Annotated in this window: 17 protein-coding genes and 2 pseudogenes; 12 read left to right on the top strand and 7 right to left on the bottom strand. The window is 37.1% G+C overall.

The annotated features are described in order from the left end of the window. Nucleotides 1-412: 412 nt before the first annotated feature. From ACFSTH_RS13915 to ACFSTH_RS13905, 3 genes are all read left to right on the top strand, one after another. Nucleotides 413-814: a hypothetical protein gene (locus ACFSTH_RS13915; RefSeq protein WP_377774080.1), complete on the top strand. Its 402-nt coding sequence runs from the start codon at nucleotides 413-415 to the stop codon at nucleotides 812-814. Between the two features lie 724 nt (nucleotides 815-1,538). After that, nucleotides 1,539-1,706 (top strand): hypothetical protein, encoded by a 168-nt coding sequence (locus ACFSTH_RS13910; protein ID WP_377793722.1) that lies wholly within the window; start codon nucleotides 1,539-1,541, stop codon nucleotides 1,704-1,706. 93 nt (nucleotides 1,707-1,799) lie between these two features. Further along, a complete protein-coding gene (locus tag ACFSTH_RS13905; RefSeq protein WP_377774082.1) occupies nucleotides 1,800-2,162 on the top strand; it encodes a transposase in 363 nt (120 codons plus the stop codon). Nucleotides 2,163-2,504: 342 nt separating this feature from the next. On the opposite strand, the gene ltrA is transcribed toward ACFSTH_RS13905, so the two are convergent. The 3 genes from ltrA to ACFSTH_RS13890 all read right to left on the bottom strand — a co-directional run bounded on the left by ltrA (nucleotide 2,505) and on the right by ACFSTH_RS13890 (nucleotide 6,701). Continuing rightward, a complete protein-coding gene (ltrA, locus tag ACFSTH_RS13900) occupies nucleotides 2,505-4,043 on the bottom strand; it encodes a group II intron reverse transcriptase/maturase (RefSeq protein ID WP_377774084.1) in 1,539 nt (512 codons plus the stop codon). 764 nt (nucleotides 4,044-4,807) lie between these two features. After that, on the bottom strand, nucleotides 4,808-5,038 hold the full coding sequence (locus ACFSTH_RS13895; RefSeq protein WP_377793720.1) for an IS3 family transposase: 231 nt from the start codon (nucleotides 5,036-5,038) through the stop codon (nucleotides 4,808-4,810). A 754-nt stretch (nucleotides 5,039-5,792) separates the two neighbouring features. Further along, a complete protein-coding gene (locus ACFSTH_RS13890) occupies nucleotides 5,793-6,701 on the bottom strand; it encodes a hypothetical protein (protein WP_377774088.1) in 909 nt (302 codons plus the stop codon). 929 nt (nucleotides 6,702-7,630) lie between these two features. On the opposite strand from ACFSTH_RS13890, the gene ACFSTH_RS13885 reads away from it, so the two are divergent. Next, a complete protein-coding gene (locus ACFSTH_RS13885) occupies nucleotides 7,631-7,759 on the top strand; it encodes a hypothetical protein (protein ID WP_377774090.1) in 129 nt (42 codons plus the stop codon). A gap of 87 nt (nucleotides 7,760-7,846) precedes the next feature. On the opposite strand, the gene ACFSTH_RS13880 is transcribed toward ACFSTH_RS13885, so the two are convergent. Continuing rightward, nucleotides 7,847-8,224, bottom strand: coding sequence for a phosphodiester glycosidase family protein (locus tag ACFSTH_RS13880; protein WP_377793717.1), 378 nt, complete (start codon nucleotides 8,222-8,224; stop codon nucleotides 7,847-7,849). A gap of 212 nt (nucleotides 8,225-8,436) precedes the next feature. Here ACFSTH_RS13880 and ACFSTH_RS13875 point away from each other — a divergent pair. From ACFSTH_RS13875 to ACFSTH_RS13845, 7 genes and pseudogenes are all read left to right on the top strand, one after another. After that, nucleotides 8,437-8,691: pseudogene (locus ACFSTH_RS13875) on the top strand (transposase); the annotation flags it as partial. 332 nt (nucleotides 8,692-9,023) lie between these two features. Beyond that, a pseudogene (locus ACFSTH_RS13870) lies at nucleotides 9,024-9,452 on the top strand (IS3 family transposase); the annotation flags it as partial. Nucleotides 9,453-9,675: 223 nt separating this feature from the next. Next, complete coding sequence (locus ACFSTH_RS13865) at nucleotides 9,676-10,581, top strand: aldo/keto reductase (RefSeq protein ID WP_377774094.1); 906 nt, start codon at nucleotides 9,676-9,678, stop codon at nucleotides 10,579-10,581. 134 nt (nucleotides 10,582-10,715) lie between these two features. Continuing rightward, nucleotides 10,716-11,201, top strand: a complete 486-nt coding sequence (locus tag ACFSTH_RS13860) for an RNA polymerase sigma factor (protein ID WP_377774096.1) — start codon at nucleotides 10,716-10,718, stop codon at nucleotides 11,199-11,201. Further along, entirely contained in the window at nucleotides 11,198-11,803 is a 606-nt protein-coding gene (locus ACFSTH_RS13855; protein ID WP_377774098.1) for an anti-sigma factor family protein, read from the top strand. Before ACFSTH_RS13860 ends, ACFSTH_RS13855 begins: the two co-directional genes overlap by 4 nt. Before the next feature lie 114 nt (nucleotides 11,804-11,917). Continuing rightward, the gene (locus ACFSTH_RS13850; RefSeq protein WP_377774100.1) at nucleotides 11,918-12,289 is read left to right on the top strand and encodes a DMT family transporter; all 372 of its coding nucleotides are present in this window, start codon (nucleotides 11,918-11,920) and stop codon (nucleotides 12,287-12,289) included. Between the two features lie 20 nt (nucleotides 12,290-12,309). Next, nucleotides 12,310-12,624 carry a DMT family transporter gene (locus tag ACFSTH_RS13845; protein WP_377774102.1) on the top strand — a complete coding sequence of 105 codons (315 nt, stop codon included), beginning with the start codon at nucleotides 12,310-12,312 and terminating at the stop codon, nucleotides 12,622-12,624. A 167-nt stretch (nucleotides 12,625-12,791) separates the two neighbouring features. Here the strand turns inward: ACFSTH_RS13845 and ACFSTH_RS13840 are convergent, their stop codons facing one another. The 3 genes from ACFSTH_RS13840 to ACFSTH_RS13830 all read right to left on the bottom strand — a co-directional run bounded on the left by ACFSTH_RS13840 (nucleotide 12,792) and on the right by ACFSTH_RS13830 (nucleotide 16,096). After that, nucleotides 12,792-13,457 (bottom strand): YfbR-like 5'-deoxynucleotidase, encoded by a 666-nt coding sequence (locus ACFSTH_RS13840; protein ID WP_377774104.1) that lies wholly within the window; start codon nucleotides 13,455-13,457, stop codon nucleotides 12,792-12,794. A gap of 159 nt (nucleotides 13,458-13,616) precedes the next feature. Continuing rightward, on the bottom strand, nucleotides 13,617-14,120 hold the full coding sequence (gene nrdG, locus ACFSTH_RS13835) for an anaerobic ribonucleoside-triphosphate reductase activating protein (RefSeq protein ID WP_377774106.1): 504 nt from the start codon (nucleotides 14,118-14,120) through the stop codon (nucleotides 13,617-13,619). Further along, entirely contained in the window at nucleotides 14,117-16,096 is a 1,980-nt protein-coding gene (locus ACFSTH_RS13830) for an anaerobic ribonucleoside triphosphate reductase (protein WP_377774108.1), read from the bottom strand. Before ACFSTH_RS13830 ends, nrdG begins: the two co-directional genes overlap by 4 nt. A gap of 276 nt (nucleotides 16,097-16,372) precedes the next feature. Between ACFSTH_RS13830 and ACFSTH_RS13825 the strand changes: the two genes are divergently transcribed. Next, a complete protein-coding gene (locus ACFSTH_RS13825; protein ID WP_377774110.1) occupies nucleotides 16,373-18,772 on the top strand; it encodes a polyprenyl synthetase family protein in 2,400 nt (799 codons plus the stop codon). The last annotated feature ends 331 nt before the right edge of the window (nucleotides 18,773-19,103 follow it).

Raw genomic sequence — 19,103 nt, 5'->3', positions numbered from 1 at the left:
ACAATTACACCTTACTTGAATGTTAATTGTTTGCTATAATTAACTATGTATTTAAATGCAAAGGAAATGATTATAAATTGTACAAGGGTGGTAAAATTTAATGGTTTTTTTTACATTTTATTAGGGCGTGTCTGAAATTTAATAAATTTATGGTAAGATTTGAGAAAAACGACTGGAGTATCAATCATGATACAAAGACGCATGAAGTAAGTGATAAACAATTAGAAGAGGATGCAGCTACTGAAATTCTTTTTATTGAAAACTACATAGATAAATATTTTGAACAAGAAATCAAAAAAGAATAAGTTTGTTCCCCGCTCTCTTTTTAGCTTGAACTAAAGAAAGGTACTATATTTGATTTCCATAACAAAGATCTTAAGTATTTTGAAAAAATTAAAGGAGAACTATAAAAATGAAATATTCATTCCCAAATTTCAAAAAACATACTTTTAGATTGATAATAATAAGTTTAATAACCATTGCTGTGTTATGGACTCTCTTTCTAGTTTTTATATTTATTTCTGCATATACGGGACCAGCGAGGGATGATGTGGTACTATTTGATGGAGGAATATATGTCATTTCAAAATATCCTAATAGCTATAGTTTATTTGAGGAAGATAATGAAATATTATCTCATGTGAAAGGATATTGGATAGGAATAGATAAAAGTTATGTGAAAAATGATACTGTCTTAGTTACAATAGATCAAATTGATAGTACTTACTCAAAAAAACACTTATCTGAAATTAATGGTTTTGAGAAAAATATTATAAAATCTATGAACACATTACCTAACAAACTAAATAAATGAAATAATTCTTTAGAATAGACGCCAAAATAGTCTCTTGGTATTCAGGATATTTTCAAATCATCTTATTTAAAAGTTAGACGGTAGTAGAGTTTATGGCACTTCTAAACGCCCCCCTTTCTTTTTACAGATATTCTGAGCGAGAAAGCCCTCTCGTTTGGTGTGGGATGATAGCGAAGTAGGGATGAGGGTTCGCTTTAGCGGACTCGAAGCCCTATAGTATGCTATTTCTTGTTTGTTTTCTTCTACTATGATATGTGTATTGTTTCATCAAACTAATATTTTTGTGCTATCATACAGGTATGGAAGATTCTTGTAGAGCCAAAACAACATTTGGTTTGAACATATTGCAGGTATGAAACAATCCTGCGCAGCATGTAGAAAAAGAGAATGTAACACAGGAGTCTACGGAATTATTATCTTTACATAAAAAATAGACATGGCTATACGTTTAGCTGAAACCGGTATTAGACCCACAAGATTTTTTGCTACACATGGATATTCGTACGCTGAAAAAATATCTATCTATGTCTGAGGAGGAAAGAAATGAAAAATATCATAGAAGTTCTCGACAGTCCACATATCAGCAAAATGTCTCCAGAAAACAGAAAGTGATAGAAGTAGTAAGAGAATTACACCAAAAAGGTTTTTCGAAAATGCCACGGCAAAAGAAGTTGGTATTAATCGTAAAACCGTTACCAATTACTTAGATGAAAATAGATCCTTCGTGAACGGAAATTACGGAGTAACTAGAAGTAACACGTTACCACCTCCCTATCATGATGAAATTAATCAACTGCTACTAGAGGGATACACCTTTAAAAAAATAGAAGAAGTTATTAAAGCTAGAGGATATACAGGCTCAAGTTCAACGATACGTATGTATGCCAATTAACACGAGAAGCAAGGAATGAATCGGTTAGTATGCATGTAGCGTTCGTCGAAAGATCTTTGCTCCTCAAGCTTTTATTTAAGTCCTTTAAAAGATATGAAAAAATTAACTGAATCTCAATTACACCGCATCCTATCCTCCTCTCCAGCGTTCGCCAAGATCTACCAACTTGTCTTGCGATTCAAAGATGTTTTAAAAGGAGCAGATGCTAATCAGCTAGATTCGTGGATGGAAGAAGCAAAACAATTAGGAATAAGTGAAATAAACAGTTTCATCCATGGAATCAATAGGGACATAGATGCCATAAAAAATGCTGTCACTTATAGCTATAGCAACGGATTAGCAGAAGGCAGTGTGAATAAAATAAAAGTTATAAAAAGAATCATGTATGGACGATGTCATTTTGCAACCTTACGTTTAAAAGTTTTATTACTCGAAAGATCACGAGAAAGCGACTGATTCTACTAACTGTGGAAAGAACGACTAAATTAAACAATTATTTTAGGGGCTTTCTATCGATATTGCACAGGCGTTACATAGCCTAGTATTTATGAATACGGTGATTATTAAACCAATGGGCATAGTCCTAATAATTCTATTTGTAGTTGTTGAAGGGTATAGAAAGAGATTTGATGAACAAACTCTTTTTTCGTACTCTTAAGTGTTGCTTCTGCAACTGCGTTAGCATAATGGCATCCTTTAGCACTTAAGGAACATTCAATTATAAATGTTTCTAAAAGCTCATCCATTGCTTTATTTTTGAAATTGACTAAAGAAAAGGGATTGCTCCCTTTCCCTCGTCTAAGAACCGTACGTGAGAGTTTCCCGCTCATACGGCTCAAGCATTTCTTCACCATTTCTGGCGGCAACCAGTGATTTTAATTTCATCTTTTTTTTAATAAAATATCCTTCGTCTAAAAAGGGATTTTTAGAAATCTGTAATTTAGGTTGTCGGACGATATTTATGCTTCTCAAGTTTATGAGACTGTTTTCTTCCGACATGAACAACCATCTCTTGTCATTCTTTTCATGCCAATATTTATTTAATCTCCACCATTTGTTTTTGTTAGGATGCCGATGTTTTGCCCATTGTTGCAGTAAAAGATATAGTGTGTTATTGATATGCGAAAAGGTTTCGCTTGCCACAACATGCCTGTGGTAATTTGACCAGCCCCTAATCACTTGATTGAGTCTTCGGATTAATTCAGATTGGCTCATGGCTTTTCCTTCTTTAAGGATGATCGTAGAGCATTTCCCGATTATTGACTTTATTGCACTCTTTGATGGTTTGACCATTAGTTTTTCCCTGAACTTACGAAATGTCCATCCAAGAAAGTCAAAACCATCGTCGATTTGTGTAATCATTGTTTTTTCTTCGGATAGAGTTAATCCTCGTGATGTGAGAAATTGACTGACTGTCTCTTTGAGTTCTACTGCCAATTCTCTTGTGTTTGCAGTAATGATAAAATCATCGGCATATCGTACCAAATTCACTTTGGTTTTTGCTCGATAGTGGTTTTCTATTTTTCCTTTCGAGTTTCGATGGTATTTGTCTTGTATTAGTTTTTCAAGGCCATCTAGTGTCATATTTGCATAAAGACTTGAGATTGCACCACCTTGCGGTGAGCCTGTGTCTGTAGGAAATAATTTGCCCTCGTAAACAAATCCTGACTTTAGAAATCGCTTCATTATTCTTTTGTCCATCGGAATATGAGCTTGTAACCAATCGTGGTTGATGTTATCAAAGCAGCCTTTAATGTCTCCTTCCAATATCCATTTTGGAGAGCATTTCCTGGCTAGCACACAAAATATCTGTTCGCAGGCATCTTTAGCGCTTCTTCCTTTGCGAAAACCAAAGGAAATGTGATCTCCTGTAGTTTCAGCTACGGGTTCGAGTGCTAAAGCGTACAATGTCTGCATGGCTCTATCATACATGGTGGGGATTCCTAGCGGTCGTTTCTTGTTTTTTCCTTTCTTTGCAATGTAAACTCTTCTGAGGGGCATTGTTCTATAGCTTTTATCTGACAGCAGGAATACTGCCTTCATTTTCGAAGCTGGTGTAGACCATAATTTGTGGTCTACACCCGAGGTGTTTTTACCCTTGTTCGAGGTTACTTTCTTTACCGCATAGCATTTTGCACAGAATGAATGTGTGAGTAGGTATTGTAGCCTTTTCACTTTGTTCCTGTTTCCCTTCGCTGTTGCCTTGGCGATTCGGGTCTGTAGCCTATTCACATCTTTTTGCACTTGCTCCCAATCTATGGATTCCCATTGGGCAGCTAGCGCATTGGTGTTATTTAGTCTCTCGGTTTTATCCGTCGTTGAGTTACTAAAATTCATAAGTTTACCGTCCTTTCAAGCCAAGAAATACCATAGGATAAGTCAGCACCCTTTCAGGTTAGAGCAAATTTTGAACTCTTATCTTCTTTCATTACAAAAGTAGCGTTCGCTTTTTATCCTGTTCTTCTGCCCTCTATGCCATTTCATCCCCTTGCGGTTAGATACCCTGTGAATTCGGGGACATGTAGGGTTTACCAAGTTCCGCTACATACATAATGATGAAAGCCTTAGGAGCCACCTTTAAACCGGGAGTTCTTCATTCATTCGCATTGGTTTGCGAGTTCGCCAATGCCAGACTCCTTACCATTTTGGTCGAAGCGTTACAGCCTATTTCGCTTCCTCCGCGTAACGATTCATACAGTGATTCACTTTACGTTCTCCATAGCTTTCTTACTCTAGCAGTTGTCCCAGTCTTAGGCTACTCGGATTTCCACATTGTCTCGTGAGCTTTCTAACCTAGACGTTACCATCTATGCTAGTCACGATAGAGTTACCCCGAATGGATGGGGTAGCCTTTCGGCAATATATTAAGCGACTTCTTGTCGCACCTCACTTCCAAGGTCTGTATGAAACCATGCAATATTTCGCAAATCACCTTCCACGCTTGAAAACGTTCGGGAAACAAGGGCTACGTCTTTGTGTTCACCTGCGCTATGTCCTATGATTTCTAGATTGAACAAGTCAACTAATGCGCAAATATCATGCCAACGGTTACCTACTCTTACGTACGTGAGATCGCTGACTACAACAGGCTTTACTTCTGTTTATTGAAACTGTCTGTTTAAGCTATTAGTTACATTATCTTCGTTATTTGTTTTTTGTGGTTTGTATTGCACTATCGTATACACAGATACAAGTCCTTGTTCTTTCATGATGCGATTAATTCGTCTTCTAGATACGATCAGACCAAGCTCATTTAACTTTACTTTTATCTTTCGAGTGCCATAGACTCTTCTGTTTTCATGAAACATAGTAATAATGTCATCTTCGGACACTTTCTCTTTTGCTTCATAATAAAAGGTACTTATTGCGATTTGTAGGACGTTACACATTGCTTAACCTAAGTACTTATCACGATTATTCTGGATTATAGCTACGATCAATCCATTATCAGTGCTGCTTACTTTAAAAAATCGATCTCCATTTTAAGCTGCTGAATTTCTTTACATAGTGCGATAAGTTCATTTTCTTCCGTGGATCGACCTTTGTTAATCCACCTATCTAGAGCTGATACTGTAAGAGCATACTCCTTCACAATTGCTGCTCTAGGCTTTCCATTTTCATCGATCAACCATTTGCTTTTTAAATACGGCAATAAATGTTCTTTGTTTGGACATGGTAGTAGTTCCGCTCCTTCATTTATTTCTTTTATTCTACTACCCCTTATTTTTTCTGTTTAACTTAGTATAGCCTCTCCAGCTTGCGCCTATAGGCGTTGGAGTGTCAATGACTAACGTACCAAACATCCAGAAGTGAAACAAAAGATCATCAGGCAACACTGCTTGACGGATCATCCATGTTCAGAGTAGTCGCTTGACTATATCAGGTGGAGCCATAGGTGCTTTCTCGTTTTACCAAATGGTGTGAAACATCAAATAAACCTTCCGTAGGAGGAAGGTTTATTTGATGGAATGAGGTAATCCTTGTCCCATCTACCATGGCAAATTCCGAGAGATTATCCAATTGAACAGGTAGATTATATATTACAATCAATATTGTTTATTTTTCTAATTTTCAAATCTATCTTTATCAAGAATAACTCCCAGGAACATAATTACTTTGTTTCATATAAAGTTGAATATAGTAAGGAGTAATTGCTCCTACTTGTTGTGCATCTGCTGCGTGATTATTAATAGTATCTATTAAATTTTGCGGAAAATTACTAGGTACATTTTTTACAGTTTCAAAGTCATACTTATCACTAATATTTATATATACAGTCCATTTTCCGTTTGATTCTTTCTCTGCCGCCCAAGAATAATTATATTTATTAATGCTTAAATACCAATCCATCCCTGCATTGTTCGCTGAGGCAGTATTACTACCAGTTCCTGAAACAACTGTTTTATTTTGTGAATGCGCTTTGTTAATAGCTAAAGCCATTGGTATGGATATTTCAGTATATGAAGTTGTATTAGAAAACGAATTAGAATAAGGTGTGCCAGCAGCGTAACTCTTAACTGCAGGACTATTCGTAAGTGAATGTCTTAAAAATCCAGCCGCTTTATCCCAAGCAAAAGTATTAAACGACGCAGCTACAATTGTAAATTCTGCACGATACCACAATGTTGATTGAAGCGCAAAAGGTTGTACTAAGTTATTAATATTATTAAATTCGTTTTCTACTATTGATAGATAGTTCATACCTAATGATTCTTCATTCTCAGCTTTAATACTTTCTAAAACTTTACGAGCATCCTCCTCATATAAAATTTCACTATTAGATTCAACTAAACTTGAAGCCTTATTTGAGTTACTAGGCTCTTCATCAAAATAATATACTTTTTCGTTATTCCAAGGGTTTATAATATAAGATTTTTGACTACTAACCTCAACATCACTACCAGAAATGTGTCCAGCATCCTCAGCTGAAGCAATACCTGCGAACAACAATGAAGTACATACGAGTGTTACACCTAAAGATTTTACAAGTTTCAAAACTAACATCTCCTTTATAGTATGTATATGAGTATATTAAAATTGCTAAAATATACTCATATACATACTATAACATAATATACTATTTATTGGAACTATTATGGAAATAATTAAAAAAATATACACTTTTGTTAGAGAAAATACATATATTCCATGAAAATCATATGTTACTATCTATCAACAAAGTATTAAGGAATATATCTGTTTTGCTAGTGGTGATTTTAGCAATTAACACTTTTATTAGTGTTATCTCTGAAAGGAAACAAGTCATATTTTTACAACAAGTTGAAACAACGATCAATGAAAAAGGCAATCGCCAATTCGGCCGAGCAACTATTGATATTATTTAGATTATTTTTTATCATCTTGTTGGTGATTAGCTTAACCACAGGCTGTACTACTCAATCCCCTGCTGTTATCAAAAATTCTGCATCATCATCCACAATAAAAAATGAAAGTCCGGACAAGCAAGTTCAACCAACTGACTTTGTGAATTACGACGAATTAGCTGAACTAGCCCGTCGAATGACGAACTTTACGAGTACCGATTACTCGGATGAACAGCTTAATAACATGAGAAAAGAAGATTGGTGGAAAAATTGTTCGGGACTTTGCAAATACAAAGCTATTGATTGATGTCACGTTTATATTCATTGCCTGGAACTTATAATCCAAAAACCGTAGTTGTAGGGAGTACAACAGGAACGATCTACCATATTGATTTTGTCAAAAGACATAATTAAGATGGAATTTGGACAGCTACAAATTATGGAATAGTAAGGGAATCCAACATCGGGATGGAGAGCCAAAATATAGCTTATAACGTCATTACTTTAGATATGGTAGCTCCAAAAGTAGAGGAATGGGCGCAAACCTACCTAAATAGCACGCAAGGAGCTTAAGAAGTTTTCGTTTCTGGCAATGCAAACATGAATGAAGATAAAACCTATATTTTACTTGTCGCTGAACCCAAAGCATCTATTGAACTACTAAATATTCGAGCTGCTGATCAAATGGTGGTTGTCAATTATGCAGAAAGTATTCATCTGTTACAGTAAAAGACGTCGTCCATAGATGTAAATGCTGAAGCCCCCTTACGTGAGTTGGCTGACGCCAAGTCCCTATAATGGGGTTATTATATCAAATTATGCCCAAGTGTCAGCATTAACAGTCACCATTGTTTGAATTGCTCTGTTTTCTCCACCTGCATCCCAGTAGCTTTTAGTTCCCGATGAAGTTTTCCACGCTATTTGACTAGAACCCCCACCATCAAGCATTACCCCCATAGAGCAACCAATCATATTTTTCATATTGTTGCGAACTTCCCATGCGCTTGCGGTTGTAAATACAGCCAAAACGGTCTGGTTACCGTATGTGCTTTGAAAACGAGACCCAATTGCCGTTCTTTTATTTGGTGATTTGGGACCGAAGCGACTGACGTTCTCCGTATTATTGGCATATGAATTTGCTTGAATATCTGCATAATAATCAGCAGATGAGGAATAGGCTGTACCAATAAACAAACTATATCCTTCCAATGCCCATTTGATATTACTGCAAGTTGCGCCAGAAAAATCAGTAAAATCAACTACAGGCATAGACCAAGAATTATATTTGTGCACCTAGAATAAAAAGTGAACACTTTTTATCGACATACGGATAATGAAGTTAACTTAACTAAAAGGTGGTCAGGACTATGGATGTCAAAAGATAAAGCGACAACGAAACGTTTAAAAAAGAAGCTGTGAAATATGTGCAGGGACAATCAAAATCAATTCCACGAATTGCAGATGAACTGAATGTAAATCCTGAAACCTTGCGACATTGGGTAGCAAAATATCGAGAGTTTGAAAATGAGCCCATTAACTATGGCGAGACTGTCCGCAATCATCCCAAGTTATCCATGACCAGAAGTGCAATTGAAGATTTAAAAGAGGAGATCGCCATCTTAAAAAAAGCTATGCACATCTTCAGTAAGGAAAGGATTTAACTTTCCAATTTATCGAAGAGTATCACTCCGAGTTCGAGTGGAGAAGATGAGCCAGGTGCTAGAGGTGTCCAGGAGCGGATTTTACAATTGGTTGAATCATTCATGTACCAAGTGAGCAGCAGTTACGTAGAGAAGAGCTTATAGCACGCATTAAGCGGCACTTTATCGATTCAGAAGGACCCTCGCATTTAATGCGAAAGCATGGACTGCGCTCTTGTATGATCCCCAAATTCAAAGTCGTGATAATCGACTCCACACATGATTTACCTTAAGCGCCTAACCTGTTCACCTAAAACTTTGAGACAATCGCTCCAAACTAAAAATGGGTAGCAGATCTACCCTATATTCCTTGTTGCCAAGGGAATTTGTACATGGCAAGCATTTTAGATTTATACACCAAACAAGTCGTGGGCTGGAAGCTGGGAGATCGAATGACAACGGGTCTAGTACTCGATGCCTTGAATCAAGCTTATGAAACTAAAAGACCCAGTAAAGGAATCATTCACCACTCAGATCGTGGTTCACAGTATGCCTCCAAAGAGTACCGCAACAAATTAGAGCAATTCAACATCACAGCAAGTATGAGTCGTAAAGGCAACAGTTACGATAATGCTTGTATCGAAGCCTTCCACAGCATTTTAAAACAGGAGCTTATTTACTGTTCGTCAAGATTCCAAACAAAGCAAGAAGCGCATGAAAAACTTTACAGATACATCGAATTTTTTTACAATCGTAAACGCTCCAAAAGTAGTTTGGATTAAAAGTCACCTTCCCGTTTTGAGGAGCAATTTTATCGCAATCAGATAGTATAACTCTTGTCCGTTTTCTTGACAGAAGAACAAGTAGTACCTGCGTTGGTTTGATGAGCCTTCCAAGTTATATATGCTCGGTTTAAGTTATTTGTATGTAGTATTGGAAAAAATAGTGGGGTCTATTGAAATTTACAGTATACTATTAATGGAACAATAGATTGGGGTGTTTATAATGAAAATGAACCGTTTAGGTCAATCGGAACTAATGGTTAGTGAAATAGGGTTAGGTTGTATGTCGCTTGGTACAGAAGAAGTGGTAGCTACGTCTATTATACAGACCGCTTTTGATCAAGGAGTTACTTTTTTTGATACAGCTGATTTGTATGATGAAGGGCAAAATGAAGAAATAGTTGGTAAAGCATTAAAAGGACATCGACATGAAGTAGTTATAGCGACCAAAGTAGGTAATCGACGTATAGATGGACAAGCTGGCTGGAGCTGGGACCCGTCAAAAGAATATATTTTGTCTGCGGTCAAGAAAAGTATGCGGCGACTGGGTACAGATTACATTGATTTGTATCAACTGCATGGTGGTACTATCGATGATCCGATGGATGAAACGATTGCGGCATTTGAACAACTAAAACAAGAAGGCTGGATTCGCGAATATGGTATATCTTCTATAAGACCCAATGTGATACGTCACTATGCGGATCATTCTAATATCGTATCAGTGATGAACGCTTATAGTGTGGTCGATAGACGGGCGGAGGAAGAAGTACTTCCTTTATTAAAGGAAAAACAAATTAGTGTTATTGCTCGTGGACCACTTGCTAGTGGCGTACTCGCAACAGGTAGACAACCAGACAAAGCAGTTAACGGTTATGAAATAGAGGAATTAAACCAATTGCGTCAGCAATTGACTTCGCTAATTGACGAAGAAGGCGGAAGAACGTTAACTCAGTTGGCGATTCGTTACTCTCTCAGTGATGAAACTGTAGCGACAGTAATACCTGGTGCTAGTTCTGCTCTACAATTATTACAAAATATAAAAGCGTCTACCGTGATCTTATCTGACACAGAGAAGCAGTTTATTCAACAAGTAAGCAAAGCGAATAAATACGAATTACATAGGTAAAAGTGACAGCTACAGTCTTATTATACCTCGTCTTTTTTCACCGCATGTTGGTGACTGAAAAAAGACGAGGTTTTCTTTGTAACGAAACCGTCTTTTTTCGGATATATAAGTTGCAGATGGAAGGAGGGGAGAGTATGACGGAAGATTTTGATAGCCTATATCGGGAGCATGCAAGCGGTGTTTATAAATATTTACTAAGCCTTACTCGTAATGAACAGATAGCAGAAGAATTAACGGCAGAAACGTTTTATCGTGCAATGTATTCCTTAAAAAATTATAATGGCACATGCAAATTTTCAGTATGGTTATGTCAAATCGCTAAACATATATGGTACCAAGAGTTAGATAAAAAGAAAAAATATGATGGCAATCCGTTGACCGAGCATTTACATGCAACTTGTAAATCGCCAGAAGAACAAGCACTGTTCCGTTTTGACAAGATAGAACTATATCGTGCAATTAGGCAACTAAATACAGCAATGCGAGAAGTTGTCCATATGCGAATGACGGGTGAATTTTCTTTTGCAGAAATCGGTGAAGTAATGGGGGAAAGTGAGAACTGGGCAAGAGTTACCTTCTTTCGTGCGAAACAAAAATTACAGGAGGTTTTATTGTTATGAAATGTTATTTAGCAGAGGACTTATTACAAAACTACATAGATGGCTTACTGCGAAAAGAAACCGAAGAGGAATTGCAAGATCATCTACAACAATGCTCTAATTGCCAGCAGTTACATGCACAACTCATTGCTGCTCCACAAACGGTACTTGAAGTTAGTCAAAATAAGCAATCTTTAGGTTTATGGAAAAAATTCAAACGAAGAATGACAAGAAGAACCACTTATAGCATCATTATTATAACGGCTGTACTGTTAGTATGTGCTTATTTTTTTGCAATAGGAACACTGACTAAGTCGAAAAATTTTATTTATGAAGCAAAAGTAATAGGAGAGCTATGGCAAATTGATATGGACATCACTAATGGAATGTCGTTATTACCGTTGACGGAAACGTTGTATGGAGAGGAAAACGAATTTGGTTCTAAACCGATTATAGGACATATTATAAAACCAAAACAGTTAGTTCCGTCTCCACTTCTAGAAAGTGGAAATAGTGGATTTTTATTTGGCGTTTCGTTACACCATTTTGCTAATCCTGACTATAAAGTTATTGTTCGTTTGGCTGATCAAGATATTATATTTATGAAAGAAAATTTGGAATAAACGATACTATAATAACAGACATACGTCCAACAGTTGACAGAAATAGCGCACTACTTTATAATGAATGACAGTCAGTCGTAATTATGAATGACGTTCAGTCAAGGAGGTAGAGCGATGAATAAATCATGGATTTATGTCGTATTAACGTCGCTATGTGAGCTGTTATGGATATATGGATTTAACGTTGCATCCACGGGATGGCACTGGGCAATTATTATTGCGTTAATTGTAATTGACTTCTATTTTCTAGCGAAAGCTTGTGAAAACTTGCCTACTGGGACGGTCTACGCTATTTTTGCAGCGGCAGGTACGGTCGGGACAGCTTTAATGGATATATTTTTATTTGATGCTCCAATTAGCGGGTCTAAAATATTTTTTATTATCGTTATTGTTATAGGTGTCATTTCATTGCAACTCGCAGATAACCGAGAAGAAGCAGCCAAGAAAAAAGCTAATGTTGCCAAAGCACAATCAGTTATCAAATAAAAGCAAAGGAGGAATACATCATGGGTTGGTTGCTCGTTATTGTTGCAGCTATTATGGAGTTGATCGGGGTTATTGGATTAAATAAGTTTAATGAAAAGAAAAGTATTCCGAATGCGCTAATTTTTGCGAGCGGTTTTGGCATGGCATTTGTCTTGCTTTATGCATCCTTTAATTACTTACAAGTGAGTATTGCTTATGCGGTATGGATAGGGATTGGGACGGCAGCAGCTGTAATTGTAAATATGATCTTTTTTAATGAGTCAAAGAGTTTAGGAAGAATTATAAGTGTCATTATTATTATTATTGGTGTAAGTGGATTGAAGTTAGTATCTTAATGGCAAACATTAAAATAAGAGTTGGTAGAGAGTTTACCATCTCTTTTTGTTTTTCATTAATTAAAGTTGGAAACGTAGGTGCTTGGTATGAAAAAATAGGGAAACAATAAGGAAGAGAGTAACAAATGAAAGAGCAAGAGGGTTGATAAAAAGTTGAATCGTTCTTATTACTCGTTGGATGGCGTAGAAGGTTTAGCTTTAGAAGGGATAGAGAGTGCTTCTTCTGTAATCTGAGCGATATTAATCGGAGATTTGGAGCCTTCTTTGACCATGTCGGGTAATATTTCTGCTAAAAAGTAGTCTACACAGTGTAATGTAATCCCTTTGATTTTAACTAGTGCATCTCGGTACATTACAATAAATTCTTTTTCGGTATTTCCTCGTTGTAATTCTGTAAAAGCTTCATAAATTTGATCTAACTTGTCAGCAACTTCTAATATTTTTCCTTCGACGGAATTGTCTTTACCTTCTCGTAATTGTCTACGAAAAATGGTTTTGAACTGCTCTGGAATATGTTCGTCAATGAAATGAGCGACCATTCCTTCTTCGACTTGTTGCAGCATAGCTCGTAATTCAAGGGAGTAATGTTTGACCGGTGTTTTAATATCTCCGATAAAAATTTCACCATAATCATGACTGCTTGTAATTTCGTAAAGTTTTTTCCAATCAATCGTAGCTCCATTGCTTTCTTCAATGTCAGCTAAAGTTTTAGCATATTGAACTACTTTCCAAGAATGTGCGGAAACGCTGTGCTCTTGAAATTTGAACTTGCCGGGACACCGTATAATTCGTTCTAAGTCTGTTAGTGACTGAAAATAAGTGTGAATACCCATAGTAAAACTCCTTTCTTTTGTTTGTAATACCTCTATATCATAACCTCTGAATGTAATGGGCAGATTAATTGTAACGCAATGTTTTGTAATCATTTAAGCTGCATGCAAAAAATATTGGCGATTAGTCCAAATGTTGACCGTAAAAAAGCCAGCCACCACCTAAAAGAAAGGTTCGGGCTGACCGCTTTGTAAACTTTGCTCTACATCGATAATTCGCTGGTTCGAAGAACCTCGATATACTAATGTTAAATCACGTTTTGCTTCAACAAATTTACCGTCAATGATAACGTCACATAACTGTAATAGCTGATACTTACTATCGGCTGGATCGGCGATTAATTGTTCGAAAGTAAAGCCAGTATAGCTCCATACATCGAGATGAGATAGCTTGGATTTTAAGGTTTTTACAAAAGGAACGACATCTACAGCCGAAAAAAAAGGATCACCACCGCATAATGTTACACCTTGTAGTAGCGGGTTGCTACTAATATCAGTTAATATTTCTCTTTGTTTTTTTTCATCAAAAGGTTCGCCCGCTTTGAAAGACCATGTATGTTTGCTGAAGCAGCCTTGGCAGGCATGTATACAGCCGCTAATGAAAATGACCGCTCGCAATCCAGGTCCTTCATTGATGCTTTCTGGATAATAACCGCAAATATTCATAAATGTTTGAGCCGATCTCTTACTTCCGCTACTTTGGCAGCGTTGAACCGAGTCATATAATCGCCTGTGAGATAACCAGTTACTCGCCGCAACCGACGAAATGGCTGTTCTTCGTCGCTAATTCCACAGGTGGGACAAGTTTCTCCAATCATTCCTTCATAACCGCAAGCGGGGCAGCGATCAATCGGATGATTTACGCTAAAGTAGCTTATTTGTTGCTCTAATGCATATTGAACAATACGTTGAAAAGCGACAGTGTTGTTTCGTGCATTGCCATCTAGTTCAATATAAGATATTGCGCCAGCATTACATAAAGCATGAAAAGGTGCTTCTAACTGTATTTTTTTGGCGGCACTAACCGAATAATAGACAGGAACATGGAAAGAATTCGTATAGTATTCTCGATCAGTAACACCTTGTATCAAACCATAAGTAGCGCGATCTATTTTCGTAAATTTACCACTTAATCCTTCTGCTGGAGTAGCAAATAACGTAATATTCAGTTGATGTTCTTCGCTTCTCATATTGCAGTAATGACGCATATAACTAACGAGCTCTAAAGCTTTGTTATATACAAATTCATCTTCCGCATGATGTTTGCCAAACAGAGCTTTCATACATTCAGCGATACCTATAAAGCCTAGTGATATGCTACCATGTCGTAATAGCTGCTCTACTGGCTCATTGGGAGCGAGTTCTGCACCACCCTCCCATACATCTTCTCGCATCATAAAGTCTGATGCTTTGGCGGGCTGGATAGCTTGTAATTGATAGCGATGCAGCAAGCCTTGCAATGCTATATCTAAATATTTGTTCAAAGCAATATAAAATCCAGCTTCATCACATTCGGAGCGGTTATTCGTATAAATACCATATTCGATCCCTAATTTTACTAAATTAATTGTATTAAAAGATAAATTACCTTTGCCGGATAAATGATTACATCCGAATCGATCACCAACTAATCTAGTGCGACAGCCCATCGTAGCAAATTCCGTATCTGGTTGCCCTTCGATATAGTATTCGGCATTAAATGGTGCATCGATATTAGCAAAGTTAGGATAGAGACGTTTCGAAGCACATTCAATGCTTTTCAAAAAGAGATGATAGTTAGGTTCACCTGGTTGTTGGTTAATCCCTTGCTTACATTTAAAAATTTGAATCGGAAAAACAGGTGTTTCTCCATTACCAAGCCCTTTGATCGTTGCATTCAACAATGCATCAATGACGAGCTGCCCTTCAGGCGATGTACATGTTCCATAGTTAATACTAGTGAAAGGAATTTGACCGCCAGCACGTGAAGACATGGTATTTAAGTTATGAATAAGCGCTTCAGCAGCTTGATTCGTTTCTTCAACTGTCCATTCATAAGCTATCGCATAACTAAGCGGATAACGATCGGCTAACGCATTATTGGAGAACATTATCGGTAACTCTTCCTGCTCATGAGCTTCTAATGAACCATCACTCATAATGGCAATTTTTGCTTGTTCTTTGCATATTTTTTTTGCTTTGATAAAATGTTTTTGGAATGACTTATTAATGTATGGTGCTAAATCCCAATCTAACTTATTCGCGGAAACACCACCAAATTGTGCATTCTGTTGTGATTGAAAAATAATGGCTGTTAACGACATTGCTGTCGTAATCGAGTTTGGTGGGCGAACACTACCATTTCCTGTATTAAATCCTCTAGCTAACAATTTATCAAAAGGAATGAAAATACAATTTGTTGTGCCTAGTACGTATTGATCGAGATCATGGACATAGACATAGTTATGCTCGATTGCTTGTACAAGCTCGGATGGCATCACCGTATGTTTAGCGTACCATTTTGCAAATTCACTGCCTAGTTTACTCATTTTTCCAGAAAAACTTTCGCCATTCATATTGGCATTTTCACGAGTAATATCTTCATCTTGTACATCAATAATAGTTTGAGCTAACTGTACAAACTCTTTAAATGGTAAGGACATGGGAGCACCTCTTTAATTATTTTTGATTATGTAGTCATTAAATTAATGGATAAATTCCATCGTTATATCGGAAGTGAGAATCAATATATAGTTATAATTTGATGATAAACGATAATGCGACACAAGTTCTAGTGTTTTTTGATAAATACACAGAAAAGGCAAACATTGCTGTATATTTGTTGAAATATCGTCGCAAAGTTGTCATTAACAAATCTATTATGCAACTTGCATTCTATAAGTTCGTATAATATAGAAAATTGAATATGAGGTATGGGAATGATGAGTGAACCATTTTTAATAGATGATGTAAAAAGTTATAGGAATGCCGAGCAGGAAGCAGCCCAATATTTTACCACTTTACATTCGTTGCTAGAAAATAATACGTATATGGAACAATTAGTAGTGGATTTTAAGCAATGGGAAAAAGATAATAGACGACAGCAATCGTGGTATTATCGTTGGTTTAAGTTGGATTATCGCAATGTGCCTGGTGTATCCTCTAATCATTATTTGCACACATTGGAGAAGCAAGGGAAATTAGATGATTATTTGGAACGAAGTATTGCTTATTTATATATGAGGGATTTGGGCAAAAATATGGATGCTGCGGCGACTTGGACAAGTGTACAGCGAATGGCTAGCCGCTTGAAGACTAGGTTGATAAAGCAAGAGAAGAACCAGCAGCACGATGAAATGGAATGGTTAAGTACGGATGGATTTTTTCGCTGGGCTCAACGACATCAGATTACGGAAACGGCTATTTGGTTAATGGAACGATTGCATCAAGTAGCTGTTCATATTCCGGAAGGAATGGATGCTGGGCACGCACAACGAAAATTAATAAAAATAATTATTGGTGTTGTGATGCATGCACTAGAAGATATGGAAGAACAGATTGATCCGGTAGTGAAAGCAGAGCGACTAGATGAAGCATTTCGACTGGGCTATTGCTACGGTATAACGTATCCGTTTATTGACGATTTGTTAGATGCACCATCTTTTTCCCTAGAGGAGAAACAGCTCTATTCGAATATGATTCGCCAAACATTACTTACTGGTATCGTTCCACAGCAACAAACGTGGGCTGGAGCGCATCAAACGTTTATTTTATATGTGCAAGAAGAACTACAGCAAGCATTTCTATATATTCAACAGCACTTACCTCCAGAGAAACAGCAGCAATTTTTTGAACAAGCTTATGTTTTTTTTCATGCGCAAGAACAAGATCGTGCCAAGTCATTATCGGTGCAGCATTATACGAATGAAGCGTTATATTATCCGGTTATTATTAAGTCATCATCATCTCGTTTAATTGCTCGGGCAGTCGTTCATAGTGAGGAAGATGAGGGGTTTACTGCCCGTACGTTTTATTATGGTATTTATAACCAGTTGGCTGATGATTTTGCAGATTTTATGGACGACCATAAACAAGGATCGGTTACGCCATACACGTACTATTTAACCTATAAAGATAAACGGGCCGATATTATAAATCCATTCGAATTGTATTGGACAGTTATTCATTATTTGACGCACGTTGTATATCAACAGAATGAACAAGTGTGCACTTTAATTTTGAATCGAGCGATAAATGGATTGCAGCGTTGTAGACAGCGGTTAGGGGACAGCGCCTATGAGCAATTGATGGATACGTTGACTGCGAATAACACTGTATTGAAGTATTGGTTAAACCGACTGGTAAAGCGTGTGACCAATGTTAATTTTTTGGACAAATGGTTTCGAGATCAATATATGGAGCAATTTCATCGGATGAAGCGAGTGGAACTAGCATTTCGTGAAAAGATGGAGCAAGCCCGGGCTCATATTAACGATACGCTTCCAGTTACAAAGTCGCATGGAACAGGAGAGACGCAACTATTGTTGGCTGATGCTGCTAACTATAGTTTGGAAAGTGGCGGCAAACGATTGCGCCCATTATTGACTTGGGTAGTAGGAGTAGAATATTATCAACTGCAAACGACAGATATTACTCCACTATTAAAGTCACTCGAATATATGCATACAGCATCGTTAGTATTTGATGATTTGCCAACACAAGATAATGCAGAGCAGCGGCGGGGGAAAAAGACGTTACACATACTACACAATAGTGCGATTGCTGAATTGACTGGTTTATTTCTTGTCCAAAAAGCAATTCAAGCACAAACGTCATTGCGGAAGGCGAATGTATTTGCAGCCGAAGACATTGTAGCACTTATTGAATATTCAGCACAGAAAGCGGAAGATTTGTGTATAGGGCAAGTGATGGATTTGCAGGCGAAAGGAAAGCAACTTACTAGCGAGCAGCTGGATGAAATTTGTTACTACAAAACAGGTGCTGCCTTCGAAGCGGCTATCGTTATGCCGGCGATATTAGCAAAAGCAAGTGAACAAGAGATAGCGACGTGGAAACAATTTGCCTATCATGCTGGTATTGCCTTTCAAATAAAAGATGATTTGTTGGATCGAGAAGGAGAAGCGGCTGTTCTTGGTAAGCCAATCGGACAAGATGATCATAACAATACTTCTAATTATGTATCGGTATTTGGGGTGGCAGGTGCGAAGACAGCGATGTGGGAACATTATAGCAGTGCTGTGGAAATATTAAAAACGTTGCAACAACCAACTGATTTTATGCAATTAATATTGCAATATATGATTCAGCGCAGTAAGTAATAATTTACACAGAAAATATACTAGGAAGTGTCTGAAAACTCATCACTGAGTCCATTTAAAAATGGCAGCCACGTATACAAAATGAAAAGCCGATCTTAAGGTATCTTATGGTCGGTTTTTTGCTTTTACAAATTTTATAACAGGAGAGTATAGTGGGACATTATGCGAAAAAACGTACAAACATACAAATAAGTACTGGAGGAGAAGTAAAGTCCATATAATTGTGTAAAATGCATCTGGAAGAAAATAAGAAGAGCCATGATGAATTATTTCCTTTAGAATGAAGTTGTCGAGACGACATTCAATGGAGGGATTCATCATGACTCAATAT

The organism is Paenibacillus yanchengensis, assembly GCF_042684845.1.
Lineage (GTDB): Bacteria > Bacillota > Bacilli > Paenibacillales > Paenibacillaceae > Pristimantibacillus > Pristimantibacillus yanchengensis.
This window is presented reverse-complemented; position numbering and strand designations above follow the sequence as displayed.

What these genes read in the sequence shown, in the direction of transcription:
- ACFSTH_RS13915 (WP_377774080.1), top strand. Translation starts at nt 413, where the DNA reads ATGAAATATTCATTCCCAAATTTCAAAAAACATACTTTTAGATTGATA.
- ACFSTH_RS13905 (WP_377774082.1), top strand. Translation starts at nt 1,800, where the DNA reads ATGAAAAAATTAACTGAATCTCAATTACACCGCATCCTATCCTCCTCT.
- ltrA (WP_377774084.1), bottom strand. Translation starts at nt 4,043, where the DNA reads ATGAATTTTAGTAACTCAACGACGGATAAAACCGAGAGACTAAATAAC.
- ACFSTH_RS13885 (WP_377774090.1), top strand. Translation starts at nt 7,631, where the DNA reads ATGAATGAAGATAAAACCTATATTTTACTTGTCGCTGAACCCAAAGCA.
- ACFSTH_RS13865 (WP_377774094.1), top strand. Translation starts at nt 9,676, where the DNA reads ATGAAAATGAACCGTTTAGGTCAATCGGAACTAATGGTTAGTGAAATA.
- ACFSTH_RS13860 (WP_377774096.1), top strand. Translation starts at nt 10,716, where the DNA reads ATGACGGAAGATTTTGATAGCCTATATCGGGAGCATGCAAGCGGTGTT.
- ACFSTH_RS13855 (WP_377774098.1), top strand. Translation starts at nt 11,198, where the DNA reads ATGAAATGTTATTTAGCAGAGGACTTATTACAAAACTACATAGATGGC.
- ACFSTH_RS13850 (WP_377774100.1), top strand. Translation starts at nt 11,918, where the DNA reads ATGAATAAATCATGGATTTATGTCGTATTAACGTCGCTATGTGAGCTG.
- ACFSTH_RS13845 (WP_377774102.1), top strand. Translation starts at nt 12,310, where the DNA reads ATGGGTTGGTTGCTCGTTATTGTTGCAGCTATTATGGAGTTGATCGGG.
- ACFSTH_RS13840 (WP_377774104.1), bottom strand. Translation starts at nt 13,457, where the DNA reads ATGGGTATTCACACTTATTTTCAGTCACTAACAGACTTAGAACGAATT.
- nrdG (WP_377774106.1), bottom strand. Translation starts at nt 14,120, where the DNA reads ATGAATATTTGCGGTTATTATCCAGAAAGCATCAATGAAGGACCTGGA.
- ACFSTH_RS13830 (WP_377774108.1), bottom strand. Translation starts at nt 16,096, where the DNA reads ATGTCCTTACCATTTAAAGAGTTTGTACAGTTAGCTCAAACTATTATT.
- ACFSTH_RS13825 (WP_377774110.1), top strand. Translation starts at nt 16,373, where the DNA reads ATGATGAGTGAACCATTTTTAATAGATGATGTAAAAAGTTATAGGAAT.